A 290-nucleotide genomic window follows, 5' to 3' on the forward strand; every position below is an offset into this window, starting at 1 on the left:
CACACGGTACGCCCGTCGGCCAGCCGCATGCACCAGTCGCGTGCCGCGCCGGGCTGGCCCGTGCGCCACACGCGGGCGATGGCCGCCGCGTAGTCGTCGGCCATCGCGGCCGGACGCAGCAGCGACTCCAGCGGCCGCCCCAGCGCGTCGGCCGTGGCCACGCCGTACAACCGCGCGCAGGTGTGGTTCCAGAACCGCACCATGCCGGCCCGGTCCACGCTGCGCACGGCCACCATGGGCATCGCTTCGATCGCGGCCACGATGCGGGCGATGACGTCGAGCGCCTGGTG

The 290-nt window shown here is 75.2% G+C and carries 1 protein-coding gene; it reads right to left on the minus strand.

The features are described 5' to 3' along the window. Positions 1-290 (minus strand): PAS domain-containing protein (locus H8L32_RS27370; RefSeq protein ID WP_186951019.1); only part of this gene is annotated, 290 nt, incomplete at both ends.

This window comes from Undibacterium hunanense, assembly GCF_014284335.1.
Taxonomy (GTDB): Bacteria; Pseudomonadota; Gammaproteobacteria; order Burkholderiales; family Burkholderiaceae_D; genus Undibacterium; species Undibacterium hunanense.